Below are 9,200 nucleotides of genomic sequence, written 5' to 3' on the forward strand. Positions count from 1 at the left end.
AAAATAGCTGCAATATATTGAACTCCTGTCCCGTTATAAGGTCTTTCCTACAAGATGGAATTAAAAGCACTAATTAATTGCAATTATAATATAAGGGGCAACATCATGATAAAATCGACCGCAAAACTATTACTGCTAATCCTGTTGTTTAGTTTTAACGCTTGGAATAGTACAGCTCAAATTTCCAGTAGTTTACAGAATACCAATTTCAATTCCTGTGGTAGTAACTTACCCCAATCCGAACTAAATCTTGGAAATTTGGTTTTGACCGAGGCCTTGGCTACCGATTTTGGAACTGGTACTTACACATTTTATTTACAGGCACCAACCAATTTTACAATCAACGCCACTACCATACTTAAATCGGGGACCGATATTTCCAGTGCCATGGTAGTCCAAGATCCGGGCAATGCTTCTAGATTGCAGGTGACACTTACCGTCAATGCCCAAACTACCACGGATATAATTACAATTGAAAATGTTAGAATACAACTAATTCCAAGTTCCACTACTACAGATGGGAATTTGAAATATATTTTAAATGGGAATGCCAATAAAATTAATGCACTTGTAGATGCCCAAAACTTAGCTGCCATTTCATTCACTGCACTAACAGGAGGTACGGGTGTAAACCAACAAGTTTGTACCATCAACGACGTACAGAATATTAGTATTACGGGGTCTAACATAACCCAAACAAGAACCTTTGCATGGGAAAAAAATGTAAACGGGACCTGGACTGCCATAGCCAATTCCAATACGGAAATTTTGGTGGTAGACAAGCCATCGTTCCCAAATGGAGTAAGTAGATACCGACGTTTAACCACCTTTACTTTATATGGCCAGCCATGTACTCAAATTAGCTCGACTGCAACCATCACAGTTAATGAAATATATCCTGGAAGTATTACGGATGGTACCGGTCAAACTGTTTGTGCTACCCAAATTCCCGCACAATTAAGTACCTCTGGCGATGTGGCGGTAACCCCCACGGGAACCACAACCTATCAATGGTATAAAAACGATTCAGGCCCATGGGACCTAATCCCGGGAGCAACAGATAATTTCTATCAACCCACTGCTTTATCCGTAACCACTTCATTTAAAAGAAGGGTCACCAACGTCTTAAACGGATTTAGCTGTTTTAAAGAAACACCTGCCGTCTCTATAATTGTAAATTCCGCAGTTTTAGGCGGTACTGCCACAAATCAAAATATATGTTCTCTAAGCGATCTACAATTGTTAACGATAAACAATGGAGAGAACAATGGAACCTATCAATGGCAAAAACGCAGTGGAAGTAACTGGGTAAACATTAGTGGTGCCACTTTAAGTACCTATAATGCCAGTTCCAACTTAAATCCGGGTACTGAAGAATTTAGAAGGGTTACCACCGTGTCAGGAGCAAGCTGCCAGGGCATTAGTACAGTTGCTACAATAACCTATACCAATTTTGGGGTAGGAAGTATTGCTGGTGCCGAAACCGTATGTTACAATGCTGCTCCAAATACTTTAACATCGGACGCCAATGCTACCGGAACAGGCACAATTTCCTATAAATGGGAACGATTTAATGGAAGTTCTTGGACTACAATTTCCGGAGCCAACAATGCGGAATATCAACCAACCTCCCTTACCCAAACAACAACTTATAGAAGACAGGATAATATACTCTTAAACGGATATACTTGTTCCGATTATACCAATGAAATTATAATTACAGTTCTCAGCCAAATTAATGGAGGTACTTCAAGTGCATCCCAAACGATTTGCGCAGGGGAAATTCCGAGTTCCATATCTGTAAGCGGTGGTACAGCGGCAGGCCCAAACATAACCTTTCAATGGCAATCGGCCACTACGGGTAATTTCACAAATATAAGCGGGGAAACCAATGCCACATATAGCTTCGCCAGTGCACCATCTGTAACTACGAAATATAGAAGACAAACCATAATTACCAATAATTCCAAAGTCTGTTTGCAGAATTCTACAGAGAGTAGCGTTTTTGTAAACTCCTTGAATACGGGAGTAATCGGAAATGACCAGGATGTTTGTGCTGGGCAGGCACCTAGTACTTTGGTGAATATATCCAACACTACAGCGGCAGGGAATATAACCTATACCTGGGAATCATCAACGGACAACGGTGTAAATTGGAATGTTATAGCATTAGCAACTGGTGCTACGTATACTCCAGGGGTTCTTGCGGTATCCACCAAATATAGAAGATTGGATACAACCACCTTGAATGCAAAAGTTTGCTCCAACTATACCAACATTGTAACCATAAATGTAGCAGGTGCCATCTCTGGAGGGGAAGGATCTACAGACCAGGTGGTATGTGTGGATGAAACACCAGCAACAATTACTGTTGCCAACGGTACAGCTGCGGGAGTAGGGGTGAATTTTCAATGGTATTCCTCCTTGGACAACCTAAACTACACGGTCATAACTGGAGAAACTGGAGAGAGTCTAAGCTTTTCTTCAGGGTTGGCGGCATCTACCTATTTCAGAAGAAATGTGACTTCCACCAACAATGGAAATACTTGTGAAGCTTCAAGCCTTCCTACATTGGTAACATTAATTTCACTGTCGGCAGGAACAATTGCCCAAACACAAACGGTATGTGGGTCAGGAAATATTCCACCCATTACCAGTACGGCCGATGCCACATCAAACGGTACAATTACCTATACTTGGCAAAGTTCATTGGATGGCAATTCATGGTCCGATATTGCAAGTACCAATCAGTCTACTTATACGCCGATAAACACCAATGAATTGGCAACCTATTTTAGAAGAAAAGCCACTGCTACATTGCAAAGTACCGCTTGCGAAGCAATAACTCAACCGGTAATAGTGTATGTAAATAAATTTGACAATGCACCTAGCCATAATATCACATTCTCCACAGGGGGAACAGGTAGTACGGAAGTTTGCAATTCGGGAGATCCACAACCCTTTAGTACCAACTTTCAATTGATTGCTTCTGGAACTTTGACCTATCAATGGCAAAATTCCAATGACAACATCACTTTTAACGATATTTCTGGAGCTACTTCCATTTCCTTTGATCCTCCTGTGGTTACCCAAGATATTTACTATAGAAGAATAAGTACTTCTACCTTAAATGGAGTTCAATGTTCTGTAACCAGTAACGTATTGGAAATAATCAACGGAGGCAATGCCACAGGGGGAGAAATTGGTACTACTCACGCTAATGGGGTAATCATTAATCCATATGAGGAAGTAATATGTGAAGGAAACGACCCCAGCTTAATTCAAGAATTGACCGCTTCAACCGGACAGACCTTAACCTATCAATGGTATGCCAATGGAGCATTGATTCCCGGAGCAACGGCAACCAGCTATGACCCCCCAGCCAACCAAACATTTACAAAAACTTTTATTAGAACTACCACTAGCACCGATATTTCCGGAGTGGAATGTACAGTAGATAGCAACCCTGTTGTGGTCTTGGTGCCACAGGCCAGAAGTTTAGGAAATTCTATAACTATTTGCTATAATTCCATGGCCCCAACACTAGGAAACCCTAGTGCTATTGAAGGACTTCCATATTTAACTTTTCAATGGTACGAATCGAACGATGGAACTACCTTTTCACAAATAACCGGAGCAACCAGTGAAACCTATGCACCAGGAATCGCCTTTACAGCCGACAAATGGTACCGTAGGGATTACCAAGCTACTGTGGACTTGGTTGTATGCGATCCCTCCTATACTCCAAGTAATGTTATTAGAATTCGTGTGAATGACGTGGATGGTGGTACCATTTCAGGGGACGATAAAATATGCTTTGGAGATGACCCTGCCATATTGGGCAATACCGTTGACGGTACTGCAGAAGGGGTATTAAGATACCAGTGGTATTCATCGGAAGATAATAGTAATTGGGGCGTAATAAATGGTGCAGTAAATAGTACCTATGATCCAATTGCAGGAAGCTTTCCTACCACTTATTTTAAAAGGACCACCTTCTCAACATTGAACAATGTGGTTTGTTCCGAAGATAGCAATACCGTAGTGGTGCAGGTTACAGAACCACTATTGGCAGGAACATTGACCAATGACCAAACTATCTGTGAAGGGCTTGTACCAGCGGCATTAACTGTATCGGGCGGGAGTACATTTGTAGATCAAACCTATAATTGGTATTCATCCCCAAATGGCACAACATGGACGGATCTTGCTGTAAGCTCGGCTTCCTATACACCTCCAATTCCATCCGGAACAATGTTTTACAAAAGGTCTATTACCAGAACTTCATTGGTAGACCAGACCTGTGTTGTTGAGACCAACTCTATTAAAGTTACCCTTAATGATGTTTACGCCGGTAAAATAACGAACAATCAATCGGTTTGCGAGGGAGGTCAGCCTTTGGCCATTGTGGAACAGGAATCGGCAACAGGTGCGGGCGTACTCAGCTATCAGTGGTGGTCTTCCCCGGATAACCAAACCTATGCTCCGGTAGCTGGCGCCACACAGCCCAATTACACCCCTCCAAGTACCCTAACTACCTCTACTTACTTTAAAAGAGTTGTTACTAGTACAGTGAACGGTGTTGCCTGTGCGGATGAAACTTCTCCTAAAATTGTAACTGTAATACCCTATGCCATTATAAATAATGATGCCATCATTGCCAACGACATTACCAATGTTAGTTGTAATGGAGGAAATGACGGTAGTATTGTAATCCCTAATGGAAGGATCACAGGAGGTAACACGGCCCAAAAGCAAATAAATACCATTTCCCTTTTTGGAACTCCAACTTTAGGCAATACCTATAGTATAATTATCGATAGCAAGGTCTATGATCACCAAGTTACCCTGAACGGTCTTAATCAGCCGCAGGATAACAATGAGGTAGCTGCCGCACTTGTACAGAAAATAACTTCTGCAACCGGCGCAAACTTAAGTCCAGCCATAGCAACAAACAATTTCCATGAAATTATATTGACGGCCAAAGTTGCCGGGATTGGATTTACAGCCTTTGTTAGTACTGGAACGGACCCCAATGTCAGTGCCTCAAATGTTATTACCCAACCAAATTCGGTTGCCAATACTTATGTATGGTCCAAAATTGGGGATAACAGCTTTACGGCATCCACATTAAGTATTAGCAATCTAACAGCGGGAGTATACCAATTAACGGTATACAACGAATTTTGCGGTACTACATCCTCACCATTCGTGGTATCGGAGCCTGAGATTTTAATTTTGACCATTGGAGACACATGTAATACGGCCATTACTGCCACTAGTACTGGAGGGATCGCACCTTTTACCTATACTCTTACTAGGCCCAATGGTACAACTCTGGTACAGACATCCAACAATCCAAATATTACCTATACCAATTTAATCGGTGGATCTACTTACAACATAAGTGTACAGGATGCCTCGTGTGGAATACAGGAATCGCAATCCGTAACCTTGCCCATGGGGCTACAATTTGATCAAGCTTCCGTGGTGGTTGAAAACGCCACTTGTTATGGCCAAAATGATGGTAGCATTAGTTTAAACAGTGGAGCTACAACAGTAACTGGGGGATATCCTCCATATAACTTTAGCTGGACCGGCCCCAATAATGCCAACTTTACCACAGAAAATATCACCAATTTGGCACCTGGGGTGTACGTACTATCCGTAACGGACCAACTTGGATGTTCCACAACCTATACTGCAAATGTGGCATCAAAAGCCCAATTGGAAATCAGTAGTGTTCAGGTTATCAACCAGCAATTACAATGTGCCGGTGATGCCAATGCTGAAATAAGTATACAGATAAGTTCTGATCCTAGCAGCCAATTACAAATAAACTGGTACAAAAACGGAACAAGTTATTCTACCAATAATACTAGTCTAACCAATTTGGGAGGAGGAAGCTATGAAGTAGTGATAATAGATACAAACAGCGATCCAAATACTCCATGTACGGTTAGACAGACTTTTGTGATAACTGCTCCAACCGTATTTAGTGCTACAGAGGTTACTAATGGAAACACAAGCTGTGTGGATGCCAACACTGGTCGGGATTTTACTTTTAGGGTTCAGGGAGGTACAGCACCTTTTCAATATTCAGTTGATAGCGGAACACCTGTCATCTTTAGTAGTGCACAAACCACTATTAGCGCCCTTTCCAATAACAGCCATGTTATAGAAGTAACCGATGCCAACCAATGTGTTGTACAAACGTTTACAATGGAGAGTTATGAGCCTATGGATTATTCCGGTGCCAAATCTTACACCATTCCACCTTGTGAAGTAGGTTATTCATTTAGCTTGAATACCAATTTGATTACGGGAGGAAAACCGTTTATGGACACTAGTAACAACCCATATTACCTATACGATTGGAGAGGTCCCAACAATTTTGTGGCTCAGGATATCACCAGTTTTGATGCTGTGCCAGGTTCTTACTTTTTAACAATAACCGATAGTAATGACTGTTCCTCTCAGGAAATTGAATTTACCTTTAACACTACTTATACCCCAATTGTTGTAAATAGGACAATAACCCCAGTAAGCTGTGGAGCTACCAATGATGGGGCTATTTCCATTGCAATAAGTGGGGGTCTTAGACCTTACAATATTGTATGGGAAAAAGAGGTAGCTGGTACTGCTAACAATCCGGACCCTGTCTTTACCCCTTTAGGTCAAAACATAACACAATTAAGTGGCTTGGAAGAGGGAAGATTAAGACTTACCGTTAGAAGCAATATAAGTGGATGTAACAATGGTGATCAATCCTATTACTTTCAGGAAATCATAACTATCAATAAAGCTCAATCGCTTCAACTGTTGGACGGACCTTATTTGGATCAATCCCTATGCTTGGGCAATCCAGGTAGTATTTCGGTTTCAGTTTTTAATAGTCAACCAGGCGATTTAAGCTTCTACTACGAAAATGCACTTGTACCGTCTGTTAAAACTGGTACGAATACATATTCCGTTCAAATTGGCAATCCATTGGACAACGCCACCCTAAATGTAGTAAATGATCAAGGTTGTGGAATTACAATGCCTATAAGTGCGGGTGTCACAGATCCTGCATTTTCATATACATCTGACGAATACGAAATAACAGGTCTACTAATGGCCAAGGAGGAGATTAGATTCAGCATAACCAGTGAACCTGGATATGGCAATGCTTCATGGGATTTTGGGGATGGAAGTCCAATAATTAACGTAGACCCAACTACAGACGGTATTATGACCACACACGCATATAGTTACCCTGGTATTTTTACCGCAACCCTAACTTTATTTAACGACGAAGGTTGTAGTAAAACTGTGGAACAGAGCCTACAGGTAGGTAATGGTTACGACGTAATGTTCCCTAATGTGTTCTCAGCGAATGCCGATGGAATAAATGATTACTTCCAGGGAGAATTTACTGGAATGGCTTCATTTACTTTTCAAATTTATGATATGTGGGGTTCATTGGTTTACAGTGTAGGCTATGACTTTGACAATATGCCAGTAAATTGGGGATGGAACGGTAATTACAGTTCAGGCAAACCCTATAAAAATACGTCTTTCCGATATTTATTTGTTGGAACAACCAAAGACAACAAACAAATAACCAAAACCGGCGAAGCCTCAATATTACGCTAGAGATGAAAAAACTTAATTTTATAATCCTCCTACTAATTCTAATTTCAGTGGGGGTCAATGCCCAGGAGAAATTCGTCCACAACCTTAGTAAGGTGCCGGCATCCTTAAACCCCAGTTTTCATGCCTTTAAAGACAAGACAAGGATTGGGGTACTGGCTGAATTTGCAAGTCAAAATCAAGGTACGCAATCCCAGCACAAATACGCCTTTGGCTCAACTTCTTTTGAAGAATACAATTTTCAATTGGGATTGGATTTGTTCAATAATAATTTGAACAACTCCGGATTTAACTATACTTCGGCAGCGCTAAGTTATATGTACAAATTGGTACTGAAGAACGATTGGATCCTATATCCCGGAATAACGGCAGCCTATAGCAACTATAGGTACGATTTCAACAATCTTACCTTTCAGGATCAAATTAACATATTTACGGGGCAGATCAGTGCCAATACCATTGATCCCATTACCGCCTCAGAAAATATAGGGTATTTGGATATGGGAGCTTCAGTTTTGATACATAATGATATTAATATGCTCTTTGGACTATCCCTAAAACATTTGAATCAACCCAGAATCTCATCAAAACAGAGCGAAAATAATGTGAATTTAAATATGCTTATTTCAGGGCAGTTCGGATACGAATTGAACATCAATAAATATGGTCAGGCCAAATTACCCGAATACTCATACCTATACTTGTTCAATGCAGTATCTGTACAAGGTCCAAATACAAGATTCGATTTTTATCAGGATTTTACCCTCGGTAATTTTAGTGTTGGTATAAATGAGCATCTTAATTATATGGAAAACGCTTCGTTCTCCGAAATAGGATTTGCTACCAGCCTTACCCTTGAGACTTTTGAATTTGGATTAAACTATAGGGTGCCATTTGGTGGTGAGGCCAAACAGATTATTCCCAATTCCTTGGAACTATTCTTAGTCTTTGATATCTCGAGATTTAAGGAGCGTAGAAGATCGGATTATAGTAAGTTTTATTAACTATCCTTATTTTAATAACTCCAATTGGTTAGACATTTTTTTTAAAAGACCTTGGCCAGCCCCCAGAGCATTTTGAAGGAACACACCTTTTTGACCCTCCAGTCATTTACTATTAAAACAAGTCTTGGGGCATACTTCTCTAGAATAAAGTCTATTTTTTTGGCTATAACAAACTGAAAACTGATGATAAATAATAATAATAAGTGGGGTAATAAATCAAACTTTTGCTTGAAAATTGGATGAATTCATCCGCTAATTACCTTTTTGCCAGTAATTCCGATTAAAATTACCAGTATTATAACTAAAACTTTTTTGCCAGACAATAGTAGAATTTGGACTAATTTTCAGGACCATTAATACTGGTGTACACTTTGTTCCTCAAATTGGAATTCAACAATTTATCGAACTTAAATGGTTGATTAACAACTACTTAGATTCGATATGCCCTAGTTGATCACTATAAATATATAGACTGAAATTCAATAATCACTTCCCCAAATAATCCCTAAGGATAGCTTTTAATTAAATATAAATTTCAACATAATTATTAATGCAAAGGTT

Annotated in this window: 2 protein-coding genes; both read left to right on the forward strand. The window is 40.2% G+C overall.

What is annotated here, in order from left to right:
• Positions 1-105: 105 nt before the first annotated feature.
• Complete coding sequence (locus tag CWD91_RS16090; RefSeq protein WP_192877684.1) at positions 106-7,638, forward strand: T9SS type B sorting domain-containing protein; 7,533 nt, start codon at positions 106-108, stop codon at positions 7,636-7,638.
• Between the two features lie 2 nt (positions 7,639-7,640).
• Positions 7,641-8,639 (forward strand): PorP/SprF family type IX secretion system membrane protein, encoded by a 999-nt coding sequence (locus tag CWD91_RS16095; protein WP_103441985.1) that lies wholly within the window; start codon positions 7,641-7,643, stop codon positions 8,637-8,639.
• The last annotated feature ends 561 nt before the right edge of the window (positions 8,640-9,200 follow it).

The sequence above is a fragment of the Arenibacter hampyeongensis genome, from assembly GCF_002909255.1.
GTDB classification, from domain to species: domain Bacteria; phylum Bacteroidota; class Bacteroidia; order Flavobacteriales; family Flavobacteriaceae; genus Arenibacter; species Arenibacter hampyeongensis.